Source organism: Serratia sp. TSO36, from assembly GCF_057808395.1.
This window is the reverse complement of the sequence record NZ_JBJZOU010000012.1, coordinates 331,608-348,579: the sequence shown is the minus strand read 5'-3', so window position 1 is coordinate 348,579 and position 16,972 is coordinate 331,608. Positions and strand designations below refer to the sequence as shown.

Annotated in this window: 17 protein-coding genes; 7 read left to right on the top strand and 10 right to left on the bottom strand. The window is 61.9% G+C overall.

Going from position 1 to position 16,972, the window contains the following annotated elements:
• Positions 1–2: 2 nt before the first annotated feature.
• The 3 genes from ACK3CV_RS11085 to ACK3CV_RS11075 form a co-directional block, all read right to left on the bottom strand.
• Entirely contained in the window at positions 3–1,004 is a 1,002-nt protein-coding gene (locus ACK3CV_RS11085) for a LacI family DNA-binding transcriptional regulator (RefSeq protein WP_041034807.1), read from the bottom strand.
• Positions 1,005–1,073: 69 nt separating this feature from the next.
• Positions 1,074–1,637: a HutD/Ves family protein gene (locus ACK3CV_RS11080; protein WP_164038222.1), complete on the bottom strand. Its 564-nt coding sequence runs from the start codon at positions 1,635–1,637 to the stop codon at positions 1,074–1,076.
• Entirely contained in the window at positions 1,637–3,007 is a 1,371-nt protein-coding gene (locus ACK3CV_RS11075) for a formimidoylglutamate deiminase (protein ID WP_164038221.1), read from the bottom strand. The genes ACK3CV_RS11080 and ACK3CV_RS11075 overlap by 1 nt, the downstream gene beginning before the upstream one ends.
• A gap of 180 nt (positions 3,008–3,187) precedes the next feature.
• Here ACK3CV_RS11075 and hutC point away from each other — a divergent pair, with 180 nt between their 5' ends.
• The 4 genes from hutC to ACK3CV_RS11055 all read left to right on the top strand — a co-directional run bounded on the left by hutC (position 3,188) and on the right by ACK3CV_RS11055 (position 7,905).
• Complete coding sequence (gene hutC, locus ACK3CV_RS11070) at positions 3,188–3,943, top strand: histidine utilization transcriptional repressor HutC (protein WP_033646346.1); 756 nt, start codon at positions 3,188–3,190, stop codon at positions 3,941–3,943.
• Between the two features lie 157 nt (positions 3,944–4,100).
• A complete protein-coding gene (hutI, locus tag ACK3CV_RS11065) occupies positions 4,101–5,324 on the top strand; it encodes an imidazolonepropionase (protein WP_033638256.1) in 1,224 nt (407 codons plus the stop codon).
• On the top strand, positions 5,321–6,124 hold the full coding sequence (gene hutG, locus ACK3CV_RS11060; protein WP_047567892.1) for an N-formylglutamate deformylase: 804 nt from the start codon (positions 5,321–5,323) through the stop codon (positions 6,122–6,124). Before hutI ends, hutG begins: the two co-directional genes overlap by 4 nt.
• 245 nt (positions 6,125–6,369) lie before the next feature.
• Positions 6,370–7,905: a serine hydrolase domain-containing protein gene (locus ACK3CV_RS11055; protein WP_164038217.1), complete on the top strand. Its 1,536-nt coding sequence runs from the start codon at positions 6,370–6,372 to the stop codon at positions 7,903–7,905.
• A 3-nt stretch (positions 7,906–7,908) separates the two neighbouring features.
• On the opposite strand, the gene ACK3CV_RS11050 is transcribed toward ACK3CV_RS11055, so the two are convergent.
• Together ACK3CV_RS11050 and ACK3CV_RS11045 are read right to left on the bottom strand one after the other, a co-directional pair.
• A complete protein-coding gene (locus tag ACK3CV_RS11050; RefSeq protein ID WP_086579704.1) occupies positions 7,909–8,439 on the bottom strand; it encodes a chorismate mutase in 531 nt (176 codons plus the stop codon).
• Between the two features lie 114 nt (positions 8,440–8,553).
• Positions 8,554–9,066, bottom strand: a complete 513-nt coding sequence (locus tag ACK3CV_RS11045) for an anti-virulence regulator CigR family protein (RefSeq protein ID WP_086579703.1) — start codon at positions 9,064–9,066, stop codon at positions 8,554–8,556.
• Positions 9,067–9,509: 443 nt separating this feature from the next.
• Here ACK3CV_RS11045 and ACK3CV_RS11040 point away from each other — a divergent pair, with 443 nt between their 5' ends.
• The gene (locus ACK3CV_RS11040) at positions 9,510–9,689 is read left to right on the top strand and encodes a hypothetical protein (protein ID WP_025160261.1); all 180 of its coding nucleotides are present in this window, start codon (positions 9,510–9,512) and stop codon (positions 9,687–9,689) included.
• A 53-nt stretch (positions 9,690–9,742) separates the two neighbouring features.
• On the opposite strand, the gene ACK3CV_RS11035 is transcribed toward ACK3CV_RS11040, so the two are convergent.
• From ACK3CV_RS11035 to ACK3CV_RS11015, 5 genes are all read right to left on the bottom strand, one after another.
• On the bottom strand, positions 9,743–10,624 hold the full coding sequence (locus ACK3CV_RS11035; protein ID WP_004941293.1) for a nucleoside-specific channel-forming protein Tsx: 882 nt from the start codon (positions 10,622–10,624) through the stop codon (positions 9,743–9,745).
• A 373-nt stretch (positions 10,625–10,997) separates the two neighbouring features.
• Positions 10,998–11,270, bottom strand: a complete 273-nt coding sequence (locus tag ACK3CV_RS11030) for a hypothetical protein (RefSeq protein WP_004941292.1) — start codon at positions 11,268–11,270, stop codon at positions 10,998–11,000.
• A 73-nt stretch (positions 11,271–11,343) separates the two neighbouring features.
• Complete coding sequence (yddG, locus tag ACK3CV_RS11025; RefSeq protein WP_060418468.1) at positions 11,344–12,237, bottom strand: aromatic amino acid DMT transporter YddG; 894 nt, start codon at positions 12,235–12,237, stop codon at positions 11,344–11,346.
• Between the two features lie 91 nt (positions 12,238–12,328).
• Complete coding sequence (locus ACK3CV_RS11020; RefSeq protein WP_033646354.1) at positions 12,329–13,699, bottom strand: APC family permease; 1,371 nt, start codon at positions 13,697–13,699, stop codon at positions 12,329–12,331.
• A gap of 308 nt (positions 13,700–14,007) precedes the next feature.
• Positions 14,008–15,426, bottom strand: a complete 1,419-nt coding sequence (locus ACK3CV_RS11015; RefSeq protein WP_033638248.1) for a glutamine synthetase family protein — start codon at positions 15,424–15,426, stop codon at positions 14,008–14,010.
• A gap of 219 nt (positions 15,427–15,645) precedes the next feature.
• Between ACK3CV_RS11015 and puuD the strand changes: the two genes are divergently transcribed.
• Positions 15,646–16,407, top strand: a complete 762-nt coding sequence (puuD, locus tag ACK3CV_RS11010) for a gamma-glutamyl-gamma-aminobutyrate hydrolase (RefSeq protein WP_086579702.1) — start codon at positions 15,646–15,648, stop codon at positions 16,405–16,407.
• Complete coding sequence (puuR, locus tag ACK3CV_RS11005) at positions 16,404–16,961, top strand: HTH-type transcriptional regulator PuuR (protein WP_033638246.1); 558 nt, start codon at positions 16,404–16,406, stop codon at positions 16,959–16,961. The genes puuD and puuR overlap by 4 nt, the downstream gene beginning before the upstream one ends.
• Positions 16,962–16,972 lie beyond the last annotated feature (11 nt).

Here is a 16,972-nt window from a genome sequence, read left to right as displayed (position 1 = left end):
GCTTATAGCGAACCACGCGCCAATAGCGGGCAAGGCACTTTCACCGTCTCACGCTGCTCCCGCTGCTCAATCACATGCAGCGCCGCAAGGCGGCCCAGCTCGTAATGCGGCAGCTGCACCGTCGTCAACGCCGGCAGGAACAGCTCGCCGGTGCCGACCATATTGTCGTAACCCAGCACCGCCACCTGTTGCGGTATCCGCCATCCTTGCGCCAGCAATACCTGATACACCAGAAAGGCTATCCGATCGTTTCCGCACACCACGACGTCGCAATCGCGCCGCCCGGGAGAGAAATGCCGCTCCAGCAGCGCGACGCAGTCGCGATAGCTTTGATCGCCGCCGCTCAGATCGAGATGATACTGCCGCAGCTGTTCAACATCGCGCCCCGCTTCGCGCCAGGCGCGTTCCAGACCGCGGCGGCGCAGGCCCGCCGCCAGCGTATCCGCCGGTAAATGAATGCACAGTGGCGCGCGATAGCCTTTGGCGATCAGCGTGCGCGTGGCCTCATACTGCCCTTGCTCGTCATCAGGAATGTAGCTGGCGATCGAATGCGCCGGGCTGACGCAGTTGGCCAGCACCAGCTTTTTGTCCAGCAGTTTGGCCGGCAATGTCACCTCGCGCAGCCCCATCGTGGTGAAGATCACCCCATCCGGACGATGCGCCAGCAGCAGATCGACGGTCTGTTCGGCGTTGTCGTCGGCAAACAGGTTGACGACGAAGCTGTTCCAGCCTCGCTCGCGCGCGGTTTTCTCGATCGACAGGATCATTTCCACCGAGAACGGCGTCGTGGCGGTGTCCAGCGCCAGCACGCCGAGCGTCTGCACGCGATTTCCGTCACCGCGAATACGCCGCGCCGACAGATCCGGCACGTAGTCCAACTGGTCGATAGCCTGTTTGACACGGCGGTAGGTTTCCGGCCGCAGCTTGCCGGGTTCATTGATGGCGCGGGACACCGTCATCAACGAGACTCCGGCAAGTTTTGCGACGTCTTTCAGCGAAGCCATGCGCCCTTCTTTATGATTAATGGGGAAAAGTGAATAATCCCATAACCGGGCGCAGGACTCTACTCTGCGTTAGCAGGCTGTGATGTTCGCCCACAGAAGAGCGCCGTCGGCCGTCAGCGGCGCCACTTCACCGCCCGCCGCCTGCGCCGCCCACCAGACGCCCTCGCGCGCCCGCACTTCGCCGCCCCCCGGCAGCGACCAAACCCCGCTCAGCACATACAGCACGCCCGCCTGGTTGGACGGCAGGGTGACGGGCGCCGTGCTGCGCCGCACCTCGGCTGCCTGCCGGCCGCGGCGCGTCATGATGTTGAAATCCTGGCTGGCGCCGCCCAGCAGCGTCGCTTCCAGCGCCACATCACCGGAGAACGCGAACGGCTCCCCGACGCGCGCCAATTGATGGTCGATATGACCGGCGCTGAACAGCCGCACGCCGTCGCCCTCCAGCAAAGTGATCGAGCGGTCGATGCCTGCAAAGGCGGAAAACGGCCCGTCCTGTGCGATGGTGGCGATGCTGGCGCGCCAGTCAAAATCCTGCGCGCCCGGCGGCCAGCTGACGATTTCACGGGTTTCCCCACCGCCGTTGCGCCACGGGCTGACCGGCAGCGCGGCGAAGCTAAAACGGGTCAGGCTCATTACGCCTCCTGCTGAAAGGTTTTCAGCACCTGCAGGAACTCGGCGCTGCTCTGCTGCTGCAGCGCGTGCCGCCCCTGCTCGATCACCTGCCGGCCGCCGACGAACACGTCGCGAATTTGCTCTTTGCCGCCGGCGAACAGCCAGCGGTTGAGGATCGAGGCGTCCGGCGCCGCCGCCAGATACGGATCGTCGCCGTCCAGCACCAGCCAGTCGGCGCGATAGCCGCTCTGCAACCGGCCGATCGGCGCGCCGCACGCCTGCGCACCGCCCTGCAGCGCCTGCAGGTACAGCACATCGCCCACCGCCGACTGTTCCGGCGTCGTCAGACGGTTGCGGCGCTGATCGCGCAGCCGCTGGCCGTATTCGAACCAGCGCAACTCTTCCACCACGTTGAGCGAAACGTGGCTGTCGGAACCGATGCCCCAGCGCCCCTGCTGCTGCAGGTAAGCGTCGCCGGGGAAGATGCCGTCGCCGAGGTTGGCTTCGGTGGTCAGGCACAGCCCGGCCACCGCGCGGCTGCGCGCCAGCGCTTCAAGCTCGTCGCGATCCAGATGGGTGGCGTGCACCAGGCACCAGCGCCGATCGACCGGCAGATGGTCATACAGCCAGGCCACCGGGCGCTGCCCGCTCCACGCCAGGCAGTCGTTCACCTCTTTTTGCTGCTCGGCGATATGAATATGCACCGGCAAGGTGCGATCCGCCGCGGCCAAAATCTGCTGCATCTGGCCCAGCGCCACCGCGCGCAGCGAGTGGAAGCACAGCCCCTGATTCTGCAACGGACGATCCGCCAGCTGACGGGCAATCACCTGCTGCTGGTGCAGGTAGCTTTCGGTATCCTGAATAAAACGCTTCTGCCCCGGCTGCGCCGGCTGCGCGCCGAAACCGGCGTAGCTGTACAGCACCGGCAGCATCGTCATGCCGATGCCGGCCTGGTGCGCGGCCTCGCTGAGGCGGCCGGTCATTTCACCGCGATCGGCGTAAGGCTTACCGTCGGCGTCGTGATGCAGGTAGTGGAATTCGGCCACCTGGGTGTATCCGCCCTTGAGCATTTCGATATACAGTTGACGGGCGACCACCTCCACCTGCTCCGGCGTCAGGCGCTGCACCAGGCGGTACATCAGATCGCGCCAGGTCCAGAAGCTGTCCTGCGGGTTGCCCGCCACTTCCGCCAGCCCGGCCATCGCGCGCTGGAAAGCGTGGGAGTGCAGGTTCGGCATGCCCGGCACCGCATCGCCGTGCAGCCGGGTGCAGCCTTGCGGCTCAGCGTCGGCGGTAACTTGAGACAGATAACCTTGCGCATCGACGTCCAGCCGGACGTTATGCGCCCAGCCCTCAGGGAGCAAAGCGCGTGGGGCAAAATAAGCAGGCATGGCAGTATTCCACTGTTGGTGTAACGGCGAATGAGGCGCGGCGATGGCGCGCCTTCGGGAATTTTTGGCGGCCGCCGGCAAGTTTCTGGCGCGACGGCCACTAGTTGTATATACATATACATACGCCGACATCAACAGTAAACTGGTGTTATTATTTTTTTATTTGACGAGGTTAACGTCGTGGCTGAACAACAGACCGTGTTACAACTGGCGGCTGCAATGAGCGATGCCCCCGCCCCGATCTACCAACGGGTCAAACAGGCGATCGTGAATCAAATCCGTGCGGGGCATTGGCAACCGCACCAGCGCGTGCCCTCCGAAAGTGAACTGGTGGCGGAACTGGGCGTCAGCCGCATGACCATCAACCGCGCGCTGCGCGAGCTGACCAGCGAAGGCTTTTTGATCCGCATGCAGGGCGTCGGCACCTTCGTCGCCGAGGCCAAGGCGCATACCGCGCTGCTGGAAGTGCACAACATCGCCGATGAAATCGCCGCGCGCGGTCATCGCCACAGCAGCAAGATCCTCGAGCTGAAGGCCCGTGCGGCCAGCGAGGAAGAAGCGACGGCGCTGGGCATTCAGCCCGGCCAACGGCTGTTCTACTCGCAGATCGTGCATTACGAAAACGACGTGCCGGTGCAGGTGGAAGACCGCTGCGTCAACCCGCTGGTGGCGCCGGATTACCTGAAGCAGGATTTCGATCGCGTCACGCCTTACACCTACCTGACGCAGGCCGCGCCGCTGACCGCCGGCGAACACATCGTCGAAGCGGTGATCCCCACCCGGCGCGAGCGCGAGCTGCTGCAGCTGGAGGACCACGAACCCGGCCTGCTGATCCATCGCCGCACCTGGTCCGGCAAAACCGTGGTGACCTCGGCCCGGCTGCTGTACCCCGGCAGCCGTTATCAACTGTTCGGCCGCTTCACCAGCGAAGTCTGATCCCCGGCGGGCGCGCCCTGCGCCCGCATCTCCGCTATCGATCACATCCTGATAACAAAATTTCGCCCGCCTCTTGTGACATCCCGATGAATGCGTTAGGTTGTTTTTAATTGTATATACAACCATGTGGGAGCTGCGGCTCCGGCGGAGGAAAGCAATGACGTCTGAGATTCACTGTGACAGCCTGTGGCACGGCGCCGATATCGTCACCATGCGCGACGGCAAGTATCACACCCTGACCGACGGCGCGATCGCCGTGCGCGACGGCAAGATCGTCTGGATTGGCGAACATGCGGCGCTGCCGTCCGGCCTGATCGCGGACGAAACGGTGAAATTCGACGGCGGCATCATCACCCCCGGTTTTGTTGACTGCCACACGCACCTGGTGTTCGGCGGCAATCGCAGCGGCGAGTTCGAACAGCGGCTGAACGGCGTGAGCTACGCCGAGATCGCCGCGCAGGGCGGCGGCATCATTTCCACGGTGAAAGCCACCCGCGCGGCCGATGAAGCGCTGCTGCTGGAGCAGGCGCTGTTCCGCCTGCGGCCGCTGCTGGCGGAAGGCGTCACCTGCGTGGAGATCAAATCCGGTTACGGCCTCAGCCCGGAAAGCGAACTGAAGATGCTGCGGGTGGCGCGCAAATTGGGCGAGCTGTTGCCGGTCGAGGTGAAAACCACCTGTCTGGCGGCCCATGCGCTGCCGCCGGAATACGCCAACCGCGCCGACGACTACATCAATCTGGTCTGCGACACCATCATCCCGCAGGCGGCGGCAGCCGGCCTGGCGGATGCGGTTGACGCCTTCTGCGAACATCTGGCGTTCTCGCCGGCGCAGGTGGAGCGGGTCTTCGCCGCCGCCGAAGCCGCCGGTTTGCCGGTCAAGCTGCACGCCGAGCAGCTCTCCGCCCTCGGCGGCAGCACGCTGGCGGCGCGCCATCACGCGCTTTCCGCCGACCATCTCGAATACGCCACCGAACAAGATGCCCGCGCCATGGGCGACGCCGGCACCGTCGCGGTGCTGCTGCCCGGCGCCTATTACCTGCTGCGCGAAACCCAGTGCCCGCCGGTAGAGCTGTTCCGCAAGCACCACGTGGCGATGGCGATCGCCAGCGACGCCAACCCCGGCACCTCGCCGGCGCTGTCGCTGCGCCTGATGATCAACATGGCCTGCACGCTGTTCCGCCTGACGCCGGAAGAAGCGTTGGCGGGCGTCACCACCCACGCCGCCAAAGCGCTGGGGCTGCAACACAGCCACGGCACGCTGGAAACCGGCAAGGTGGCGGACTTCGTTCACTGGCCGCTGTCGCGGCCAGCGGAACTGGCTTATTGGTTGGGCGGTCAGCTGCCCTGTACGGTGATTTTCCGAGGAGAAGTACGTCAATGACCATTCGCGATCCTTTTAGCTTCCAGACCGGCAGCCTGCCGCTGCTGATCAGCATCCCGCACGCCGGCACGCAACTGACGCCGGCGGTCGAAGCCGGGCTGACCGACGACGCCCGCCCGCTGCCCGATACCGACTGGCACATACCACAGCTGTACGACTTCGCCCGGGCGATGGGCGCCAGCGTGCTGGTCGGCAACTATTCGCGCTTCGTCATCGATCTGAACCGCCCGGCGGACGACAAGCCGCTGTACACCACCGCCACCACCGGTCTGTATCCCGACGTGCTGTTCGACGGCCGCCCAAGCTTCCTGCCGGGCAAAGCGCCGACGGACGCAGAGCGCGCCGGCTATCTGCAGCAAATTTGGCAACCTTATCATCAGCAGCTGCAAGACGAACTGGCGCGCCTCAAAGCGCGGCACGGCTATGCGCTGCTGTTCGACGCGCACTCCATCGCCTCGGTGATCCCGCGGCTGTTCGAGGGCAAGCTGCCGGATCTCAACCTCGGCACCAACGGCGGCGAAAGCTGCGCCCAGGCGCTGAGCGATCGGCTGGTCGCCTGCTGCGAGCAGCAACAGCAATACACCCACGTGCTGAACGGCCGCTTCAAGGGCGGTTACATCACCCGCGCCTACGGCCAGCCGCAGCAGCAACAGCATGCGATCCAGCTTGAGCTGGCGCAGGTGAACTACATGTCCGAACAGTATCCTTACGCGTTCGAACCGCAGCGCGCTGCCTCGCTGCAGCGCCTGCTCAAGCAGATGATTGAAGGCCTGTTGGACGGCGCCGCCAGACTCAACTGATCCCCTCTGCAGGCGCCGCCGGGCGCCTGTTTCTCCCCCTGCCTTTAACCGCATCGTCAGCCGCGTTCTGCGCGCCATATCAAAGTTTCGCGTGATTCCCCACCGACTGGTCTAAACAGCGCACAAAACAGCGGCCGACGAAAAACGCACTGCGCCACAATCAGCCGAAAAGCCCGCGCTCCTCGTCAGCGCCGGGCGGCGTGTGGCCGAGCTGGCCCGTTTCGAACCATCACTCTGGAGGCCCTATGTCTGTAACACCGTTAAACTGGCGCGCTGCCAGCGCCCTCGCCGAACAATTGCTGGCCGGCTGGCAACGGCGTGGCGAACCCGGCGGCGCCATCACCCTGTTTGACGCCGAACAACTCCGCGCCACCGCCTGCGCCGGCCTGGCCGATCTGGCGCAGAATACCCCCTTCACCGCCGACAGCGTGGTGCGCTACGCCTCCGTGACCAAACATATCTTCGCCGCGCTGGCGCTGAACGCCACCGATCGCGCCATTCGGCTGGAGCAACGCCTGGGTGACCTGTTGCCCGCCCTGCAACCCGCGCTGGCGGACGTCACCGTCGGCCAGGCGCTGGACATGACCGGCGGCCTGCCCGACGTACGCGAGACGCTCGGCCTGCTCGGCATCTCGCTGCACGCCGTCAGCGAGGCGCAGCCGGTGATGCAGTTTGTCGAGGGGCTGGAAAGATTGAACTACGAAGCCGGCAGCGAGGTCGCCTACAGCAATACCGGCTATCGGCTGCTGGAGGCCGCGCTGCGCAGCAAGGGGTATGATTTCGACCAACTGGTGCAACAGCACATCGCCCGGCCGCTGCAGGTGCAGATGCGGGCGCCGGAAAGCTGGTTCGACGTGGTGCCGGGGTTGGTGCCGGGTTACTGGCGAGCGCCGCAGGGCTGGCAACACGCCAGCGCCGGCCTGCATCTTTCCGCCTCCGGCAGCCTGACCGGCAGCCTCCACGCCCTCACCCGCTGGCTGCAAACGCTGCTGGCCGACGAGGGCCCGGGCCAGGGCGTGCTGGCGCAACTCGGCGCACCGCGCCGCCTCAATCAGGGCCAACTCAGCGCCTATGGCCTGGGGCTGGCGCAAACCCCGCTGGGCCGCCGGCGCTTGCTCGGCCACGGCGGCTCCCACGCCGGTTACAAAACCTATTTCCTGCTGGCGCCCGATCGCCAGGCCGGCGTCGCGCTGGTGGCCAACCGCGAAGACTGCGACAGTTTCGGTATGGCTTTGCAGGTGATGGCGGCACTGCTGGGCGAACCGCTGCCGCAACGCAGCACGGCGATCCCAGACGGCCTTTACGCCGCGCTGGCCGAACCACACTGGTTGGAGGTCAAAGACGGCAACCTGGCCTATTTGGGCAGCGGTGAACCGCTGTATCAGGGCGAGGACGGCTACGCGGTGTCGCTGTCCGCCCATATGCCGATCAAATTGAAGTGGACCGGCGAAGCGGTCGAGGGCGAAGTCGGGCATGTGGCACGCCGTTTTCTGCCGGTCACGGCCAACGGCGACTGCCTGAAGCATGTGCAGGGGCTGTGGTATCACCCGCACTATCGCACCGCCTTTGAAATTCGTGGCGATCGGGTGCATATCGGCGTCGGCCCGGCGGCGCAGACCGGTACGCTCAGCCCGCTCGGCCAGGGCCGCATGCTGGTGGAGTGCCAGGACGGCCCGTGGTTAAAACGCTTTTGCCTCTATTTCCGCGGTTACAACGTGGATCTCATCGCCAACCGCAGCCGGATGCTGACCTTCCGCCGCAGCACCGTCGGCCGCGACTGACGCTCAGCGTGCGCTGCCGGTTTTGACCGCCAGCAGCGCATCCGCCAGCCGCCGTTTGTCGGCGGCGCTGAGATTCACCTGATCCACGGACGCCATAAACGCCGCCCGATCCGCCTCGCCGAGCGGGCCGGCGCGCAGCCGCTCCGCCAGCCGTTGCAATATCTGGCTGCTCAGCTGTGCGATCTGCGGGCGCACCTGCGCCAACGGCCGCGGCTGCCAGCCGGGTTCCGGGCTCGCCAGCCAGTCGGCGCGATAGCGGTACTGAATCGCCTTGGCGGCGTCCATCTGCGCGGCGATAAAAGGCCGCACCGACGCCGGCTCCAACCCCAAACGCCCCGCCTCCGCCTGCGCGCTGGCCAACACCTTCGCCTCCTGCGCCAGGTCTTCGATCGGCAAATGCTGCTGCGCCTTGTAACCGGCAACATCTTTCATCAACGATAGCCGTTGGTTCACCAGCTCGCCGATAGCGGCGGCGCCCTCTGCCAACGCGGGAAAACTGGTCAAACAGCAGGCTATCAATAACGCCCTGAACATGGCGCCTCCCTTATGATGCAGTGAAAACGTAAGGCTCAAAGTTCACCACGTCCGCCCCGCGCTGGCAAATAAAAAGGCCCCGCCGCAGCGAGGCCCGATAACGCTCGACAAACCTTAGTCGAACACGCCGTTGATGACGGAAGCCACAATCGCGGTGCTGAGTGCGACCAGCACCAGATCGTCGCCGGCGATACGCCACTCATAACCCGGGTACTGCGGCAGATCGCGCAGCATCGAGTAAGGCACCACTTTTTTGGCGATGCCCGGCGGCAGCGGTTTACCGCGCGCCAGATTCTTGGCGATGCCCGGTGGCAGCGAGCTGTAGCCGGTCAGGCCGTAGTTGCGCGCCAGCGAACGGGCGCGGTCGCGCGAGAGGCTGACGGAAACCAGATTATCGTCGTTTCTATAGCCGCCTTTCTCTTTATTGCCTTTATTGCCTTTATTGTCTTTATTGCCTTTGTTGTCGTTGTTGCCATGGTTACCGCTATTACCGTGATTGCCGCTGTTGCCATGGCCATTACCGTTGCCGTTACCATTGCCGCCTTTGTCAGCCAGGGCCGGGGCGGATGACAACCCCAGCGACGCGATCAGCGCCAACACCGTGAGGGTCGTACGACGTTTGTTCATGTTGTGTATTCCTGCGTGGGGGGACTCTGTTGACTATAGCGGGTCTTTTCCGGACGAAGTATAAGGAAAACTCCGAGATAACGGTGCGGTTTGACGGCAGTCGCGCCAATAGTTTGTTTCAACGCAACACGCCTCGAGAATTCCGAAACTTACCTCAGATTTTTCTTGAAGAAAAATAAGCCTTACGCTAGCGTGGGAGGGTAACAAAAAAGAGTTAACGTGCTCTTTTTCGTCGCACCTCAAATCTTATTCTTATCATCCATAATGATAATAGCGAACACTTCCCGCCTCTCCGTGCGGGATTCTTTTTCCCGCCGCTGTCGCCCCAATCTGGTGCTTTATGTTGAGATTTGGTTGCCAATAATTTACATTCGCTGTCTGAGAAACCTCAACCTCCCGCGGTGGCCAGGCTGGCAACGGGTGGGCGTTCAGGAGCAAAAGACGTGCAAATGACCCTCATGGAATACATCACTCGGCACTTTAACGGCGATCTTCATCGTTACGCGCAGTCGGAAGGCGTCAGCCGTGAACAAATCATTAGTTGGATAAATAATGAATGTCACGTGATCAAAGGCAGGCTGTTTATGCCGGTGAAGCATCTCCCGGTTGAACAAGCCCAGTGATGACAAAAAAAACCCCGCCAGGCGGGGTTTTCTGTTTCTGATAACACGGAAAATCAGAAGTTATAGCCGACCACGAGGTAATAACCCCAACCGGTAGACTTGATCGGGCCCTGCGGGGTGCCGATATCCGCGCCATCCTGCCACTGGCCGCCGTTATGGAAGTAACGCGCCACGAAAGAATAGTGCCAGTGATCGTAGTTCAGCGCCAAAATATGGCTGGAGGCGATCGAGTTGCTGGTGCGCACCTGTTTGCCGGTGCCGTCAACCCAATGGCTGTCCTTGCCCAGATCGGAACCGAAGTCGAAGTTGGTGAAGCCGATGTAGCTCAGGTTGCCGCCCCACACCTGGGTCAGCGGCACGAAGTATTTCACCTTGAAGCGGTAACCGTCCCAGCTGTTCTCGTTGGCGGCCTGGTAGTTTTCCCACTGGTATTTGGCATAGATGTTCATCGACAGGCTCATCGGCAGGCCGGTGTCGATATCGGTGCCCAGACCCATGTACCAGGTGTTCTGACGGCCGTCGGCGTTGTGGCCCAGATCATAGATGTAGTTGTTGGCGAAGTACCACTCTTTGAACGGACCGAAGCTCAGATCGGTGCCGGTCAGCTTGTCGATGGAGAAGCGCGGTTCAATCTCCATAAACAGTGGGGAACCTTTGTCCCAGATGCCGCGATCCGGGGTATTGCCCACGCCGAAGAACTTCGGCACGTCAACGTAACCGTAGAAATCGAACCAGTCTTTCTTGGCGAAGGCTTCGTATTCGAGATACACGTCGTTATTCAGCTGCGGCCCGAAGCGGGTGTGGTAGCTGCCCACCACGTTGACGCTCTGGTGCCACCAGTCGGAGACATATTGACTGTCTTTGCTATCAGCCATTGATGATGCACTGTAAGACGCTGCGAGCAGTACACCTGCTGCGAGAGCTATTTTTTTCATTTTATTACCACATGCTTAAAGGGCCATTTCCTGCCCGTTTAGAAAAGATGACAATGAGTCTGCCGACACCTGGCGTTGTCTTCACACAGAAACTCGGATGACGCGCGCATTATAGAAACCACTGACTGTAAGAATCTGTGATCCAGTTACGCATTTCGCGAATAGGTAATCGATTGCGTTCACATTTGTCAAATTATGTTTCATGCAAATTCACATTCGCTGTGATTTTTGTCATGCACATCGATTTTTAGCGCAGTTTTTGAGCCAAATGTCATCAGGGCGTCACCTGCCCGCCATTGAGCCGCAGCAAAGAAAAAGCCGACGTATAAACGTCGGCCTTCATCAAAATCAGTAAAAAATACGCAAAGCGAAATCAGTTCACCGCCGGCACCGCTTTGGCGATGTTTTCCTGGCGGAACGCCACCTCTTCGCCGTTTTTCACCTCCCAGCTGGCGACCGGGATATCGGTCTTGGGCGCCGCCGCGACGACCGAGCCGTAAATCAGCTTGTCGTCGCGGCGCAAAATATAAACGTCGAGCTGATATTCATGCCGCAGATTCGCCGTGGTCAGGCGCACGGTATCGCCGCGCTCGTAGTGATGCACGTCGATTTCGGGTTGTTGAATAAATTGAATGTCGCTTCTCATCGTCGTCGTTCCTTCAGGCAACATGGCTAGTTAAATTCTAGTTCAACATTGCGCCGACGGCGGAGAATTTCCGTTAATTTCCACGGGTTGCCCGCCAACAGATCAGCGAGCCGAGAGTGACCATCGCCACGCCCTGCCAGAAATTGACGGTCAGCGAGGTGTGCAACACCAGCGCGGCGAACACCGCCGACAGCACCGGGGTAAAATAAGAGACGGTCGCCAGCAGCGTCATGTTGCCGTGCAGAATGCCGACGTTCCAGGCGGCATACCCCGCCCCCATCGCCACCCCGGCGCACAGCAGCGTCACGGTCACGCCGGCGCTGAACTGCATGCCGCTTTCCGCGCTGAAGGCATACTTCAGCCACAGCGCCAGCGCGGTCAGCACGATGAACAGCACCACGCCGTTGCTGCCCTGGGCGATCTTCTTGGTCAGGTTGCAGTACAGCGCCCAGATCACCGCGCCGCTGAAGGCCAGCCCGTAGCTGAGCGGATTGCTGCGCACGTTGGCCAGCATCTGCGCCGGCGACCAGCCGCCCTCGCCGCTCATGATCCAGCCGATGCCGAACAGCGATAGCAGCAGCCCCGGCAGCAGCCACCATTTCGCCTTTTGGCCGTTGAGCGCCAGCGCCATCAGCACGGTGAAACAGGGCCACAGGTAGTTGATCATGCCCACTTCTATCGCCTGCAGGCGGGTATTGGCGTAGCCGAGCGACAGCGACAGGCAGATCTCGTAGCTGACGAACAGCAGGCTGCCGACGATGAGATAAGGCCGCGGAAAGCTGCGCCATTTCGGCACGCCGAGCGCCACCAGCAAAAACGCCGCGCTGACGCTGTAGATCATCGCCGCGCCGCCGATCGGCCCCAGCCCTTCGCTGACGCTGCGAATCAGGCCGACGACGCTGCTCCACAGCACAATGGCCAATAAACCGAACAGCGTGGCGCGGGTACGCGAGGGCAAAGCGGGCATAATGCGGATCCAATGGGTTATTTTTTATCAGGTTTTTCACTCTACTGCCGCACGCGCCAAAAAGAAAGGCGGGAAATTCCCGCCTGTGATTTTATTGCTGCGGCTGCCGCTCGAGCTGCGGCGGCGGCTGGCGAAAACGCCGGGTCAGCCAGGCCAAATAGCCGAAGCCCAGCGTCGCCCAGATAAGCCCCATGGTCAGCGAGCTCTTCTCCAGGTTCAGCCACAGCACCCCCACCGTCAGCGCCCCCACCAGCGGCAGGAACAGAAAGTTGAAGCGATCCTTCCAGCTTTTGTTGCGCCCTTCGCGAATGAAGAAGTGGCTGATCACCGACAGGTTGACGAAGGTAAAGGCCACCAGCGCGCCAAAGTTGATCAGCGCCGTGGCGGTCACCAGATCGAACGACAGCGCCGACAGCGCCACCAGCCCGACCATCAGCACGTTGAGCGCCGGCGTGCGCCATTTAGGGTGGATGTAGCCGAAGAATTTCTCCGGGAACACGTTGTCACGCCCCATCACGTACAGCAGGCGCGACACGCTGGCGTGCGACGCCAGGCCGGAGGCCAGCGTGTTGATAAAGGTCACGCACAGGAAGATCGACTGGAACAGCTTGCCGCCGACGTACAGTGCGATCTCCGGCAGCGCGGCATCGGGCTGGTGGAAACGCTGAATGGTCGGGAAAAACAGCTGGATGAAGAACGACACGCTGATAAAGATCACCCCGCCGTACAGCGCGGTCAGGAAGATGGCGCGCGGGATCACCTTGGCGGCGTCGGGCGTCTCTTCGCACAGCGTGGTGACCGCGTCAAAGCCGAGGAACGAGAAGCACAGGATAGTGGCGCCGGTAATGATCGGCAGCAGGTGCGCATTCTCGCTGAGGAACGGCCGCAGGCTCCACACCGTGCCCATCCCCTCGCCGTTGTGCAGGCCGCGCACCACCAGGTAGATGAACACCAGAATGATCGCCACCTGCGCCAGCACGAACAGGGTATTGAAGTTGGCCACCAGATTGACGCTTTTCAGATTGATGGCGGTAATCAGGATAACGAAGCCCACCACCCACACCCAGGGCGGCACTTCCGGGAACAGCGCGGTCAGGTAAATCTTCGCCAGCAGCGTGTTGATCATCGGCAGGAACAGATAATCGAGCAGCGATGACCACCCCACCAGAAAACCGACGTGCGGGTTGATCGCCTTCTGCGCATAGGTGTAGGCGGAGCCGGCGGTAGGAAACTGGCGCACCAGTTTGCCGTAGCTGATGGCGGTGAACAGCACGCCGGCCAGCGCCAGCAGATAGGAGGTCGGCACATGGCCGTCGGTGAGGCCGGAGACGATGCCGAAGGTATCGAACACCGTCATCGGCGTCAGATAGGCCAGGCCCATCATCACCACCTGCCACAGCTTGAGGGATTTGCGCAGCTGCGGTTTGCCCGCCGGGCCGCCGTCGGTGGCTTTAATCGTCATGGCATTTCCCCTCTTGGTCCTCTGCTGTCAACCGTGCAACGTCATTCAGAGAGGCCGCGGGGAAACTGCTGCTCAGGCGGCGGGTAAAACGGGTTGGGGTCACTGTCGGGCGGCCGGCGACCGGCCCGTAGGCACTGCGGCACAGGCAAACGTCTGCGCATGGGAATGACTGAGTCATGGTTATTTCCTCGTCGGCGTCCTGTACGCCGTGATAGAAGAAATTCAGTACCGCAGCGCGCAGCCTCACCGGCCACAGGAGAGCCGATGAAATGCGCCGGACGCGCGCGGTAGTCGCAGGGTGAGCGGGATCAGGCGTTTTTCAGCATCCACTCAATTTCGGTTTCGGTGATCAGGCGCTCGAACTGCACCAGCTCATCGGTTTTGCAGGCCAGATAGACGTGGCTGAAACGTTCGCCCAGCAATGCATTGAGCACCGGCTGATGTTCGAACTCGTACAGCGCGTCGCTCTGGCGGATCGGGAACGGCAGCCCGTCCTGCTCCAGCCCGTTGCCGGTCACCGGCTCAGGCAGCGGCAGCGCGGTTTCCAGCCCGTAGACGATGCCGGCCAGAATGGCCGCCATCACCAGATAAGGGTTGGCGTCGGCGCCCGCCACGCGGTACTCCACGCGGTGGTTGTCGCGATCGCCGCAGGGAATGCGCAGCGCCACGGTGCGGTTGTTATGCCCCCAAGAGGCCTGGGTCGGCACATACATGCCGGGCTGGAAGCGGCGGTAGGCGTTGACGTTCGGCGCCAACAGCGCCATCGAAGACGGCATCAAGGCGATCATGCCCGCCAGCGCCTGTTTCAGCAGCGCCGAATCTTCGCCGTCGTCGTCGGCGAACACATTGTCGCCCTGCGCGTTCAGCATGCTGATGTGCACGTGCATGCCGCTGCCGGCGTGTTCCTCATACGGCTTGGCCATAAAGGTCGCCTGCATGTTGTGGTTCTCGGCCACCATGCGCACCAGCCGCTTCAGCGCCAGCGCGTGATCGCAGGCCTGCAGCACGTCGTCGGTATGGTGCAGGTTGACCTCGAACTGCCCCGGCGACGCCTCCGCCACCGCGCCGTCCGCCGGAATGCCCTGCAAACGCGCCAGTTCGTCGATCTCGCTCAGCACGTCGGCGAAATGGTTGAGGTTATCGACGGAATACACCTGGCTTTGGGTGTTGCGCTCTTGCGTGCCCGGCGCGCACGGCGGCTGCAGATAGCCCTCCGCGTCGCGTTGACGATCGATGAGATAGAACTCCAACTCTACCGCTACCACGGGGGAAAGCCCGCGCTGACGCAAACGCTGCCACACTCGGTTCAGCACATTGCGCGGTTCAACGTCAAAGGGAGTGCCATCTTCATCCAGCATGGTGAGCAGCACCTGCGCGATATATTGCGGGTCCGCCGCCGACGGCGTCAGCGTGCCCGGCACCGGCACGCACACGTGATCCGGCTCGCCCAGTTCCTGCCCCAACCCGGCCTCTTCTACGACGTTGCCGAGAATATCCATCGCAAAAACCGACGCTGGGAAGTAACAGCCCTTCTCAAGTTTGTTCAGGCCGCCGACCGGGATGCGTTTGCCGCGGAAGCTGCCGTTCAGATCGGTCAACAGTACGTCGACATGTTGGGTTAACGGATAACGTTCCAGATACTTCTTCACTTCGCGCTGGAACGCGCTACTTCGTCTCTCTTCACTGTGCTGAACAAAGTTTTCCACTTCTACGATGTTGGTCTGCATGGTTCACCCGCCGTTTGTGTTTTGCTGTCGTCGATGTTTATTGACCGCGTTGTTCAATATAATGCCCACAAATGAAACGTAGATGAAACAAATTTGTTTTGCAAGTGTTACTTTTGGTTTGAATATTGCCCAATCGACTGCTAGATTTATAGAATATTGAACGAAATCGGCGGTGGAGATGCTTATCGTTCATAATTTCGAACGTACCAAGGGGATAGCATGGACAATATATTTAACAGACCAGTCATCGGCGTCGTCATGTGCAGGTATAGGTTAAACGGGCACCTCACACAGACCTTGCAAGAAAAGTACCTGAATGCCGTTATCGCCGCCGGCGGCCTGCCGATCGCCCTGCCGCACGCGCTGGCGGAGCCGGAAATGCTGGCGGAACTGCTGCCGCGCCTCGACGGCATTTTGCTGCCGGGCAGCCCCAGTAATGTGCAGCCGCACCTTTATGGTGAAAACGGCGATGAGCCTGACGCCGATCCTGGCCGAGACGCGTTGAGCCTGGCGCTGATCCGCCAGGCGTTCGACAGGCGCATTCCCCTTTTCGCCATTTGCCGCGGCATGCAGGAGATGGTGGTCGCCACCCAAGGCACCCTGCATCGCCGCCTGTACGAACTGCCCGAGCTCCTGGAGCATCGTGAAGACCACGACCTGCCGCTGGAACAGCAATACGCCCCCGCCCACGAGGTCACCGTTCAGGAAGGGGGGCTGCTTTCGCAACTGATACCGGATTGCAACAGATTCTGGGTGAACTCGCTGCACGGCCAGGGTGCCAAAACCCTGGGCGCGAGCGTGCGCATCGAGGCGCACGCCGCCGACGGGCTGGTGGAGGCGATCAGCGTGCGCGATCAGCCCTTCGCGCTCGGCGTGCAGTGGCACCCGGAGTGGAACAGCGACGAGTACGCCCTGTCGCGCCTGTTGTTTGATGGTTTCATCACCGCCTGTCGGAACTATCAAAAGGAAAAACGCCCATGAGCGACGTCAGCTTGGCACCGGGAAAACGTCTGTCGCAGATCCGTCAACAATTAGGGTTGTCGCAGCGCCGGGTCGCCGAACTGTCTGGGTTAACCCACAGCGCCATCAGCACTATCGAACAAGATAAGGTCAGCCCGGCCATCAGTACGCTGCAAAAGCTGCTGACGGTATACGGTCTGTCGCTGTCGGCGTTTTTCGCCGAGCCGGAAAAACCGGCGGAGCCGCAGATCGTGATCGGCAGTGACGATCTGATCGAAATCGGCAGCCAGGGCGTTTCGATGAAGCTGATCCACAACGGCGACCCGAACCGCACGCTGGCGATGATGATCGAGACCTACGAACCGGGCACCACCACCGGCGAGCGCATCAAACATCAGGGGGAAGAGATCGGCACGCTGCTGGAGGGCGAAGTGGTGCTGCAGGTCAACGGCCAGAGCTATCACCTGCTGGCCGGGCAGAGCTACGCCATCAATACCGGCATCCCCCACAGTTTCAGCAACACGTCGGCGCGCATTTGCCGGATTATCAGCGCCCATACACCGACGACATTCTGATCAACGGAGCC